Origin of the sequence: Paenibacillus antri (assembly GCF_005765165.1) — a bacterium.
In the GTDB taxonomy this organism is placed as follows: domain Bacteria; phylum Bacillota; class Bacilli; order Paenibacillales; family YIM-B00363; genus Paenibacillus_AE; species Paenibacillus_AE antri.
Genome location: NZ_VCIW01000070.1, coordinates 1 through 629, shown reverse-complemented (window position 1 = coordinate 629; position 629 = coordinate 1). Strand labels below are relative to the sequence as shown.

Genomic DNA, 629 nt, shown 5'->3' with positions numbered 1-629 from the left:
GGACCATCTACAGTTTTTTGTGTCGCAGTTGTTGCGTGAACTGTAGTCATTAAACCTTCTTTAATACCGAATTTATTGTGGATGACTTTAGCTAACGGTGCTAAGCAGTTAGTTGTACAAGAAGCGTTAGAAACGATATCTTGGCCTGCGTATGCATCGAAGTTTACACCATTAACGAACATAGGTGTTGCATCTTTAGACGGACCGGTTAAAACAACTTTTTTCGCACCTGCAGTAATGTGTTTACGTGCTGTTGCGTCGTCTAAGAATAAACCGGTTGCTTCAACTGCGATATCAACACCGATTTCATTCCATTTTAAGTTAGCAGGATCACGCTCGGAAGTTACGCGAATCGCTTTACCATTAACTACTAATTGACCGTCTTTAACTTCCACTGTACCATTGAAACGACCGTGAGTTGAATCGTATTTTAACATGTAAGCCATGTAATCAACGTCGATTAAGTCGTTGATACCTACAACTTCGATATCATCACGAAGTTGCGCTGCACGGAACACGATACGACCGATACGACCGAAGCCGTTAATACCAATTTTAATAGCCATAGATTTTTTCACCTATATTTAAAGTTAAACAAAATTCGTTCTTCCATACTCTGAAAGTGCAAG

The 629-nt window shown here is 39.9% G+C and carries 1 protein-coding gene; it reads right to left on the bottom strand.

The window, feature by feature from the left end:
* Nucleotides 1–566, bottom strand: a 566-nt coding sequence (locus FE782_RS33515; protein ID WP_274388782.1) for a type I glyceraldehyde-3-phosphate dehydrogenase, incomplete at its 3' end; no start/stop codon positions are given.
* Between the last annotated feature and the right edge of the window lie 63 nt (nt 567–629).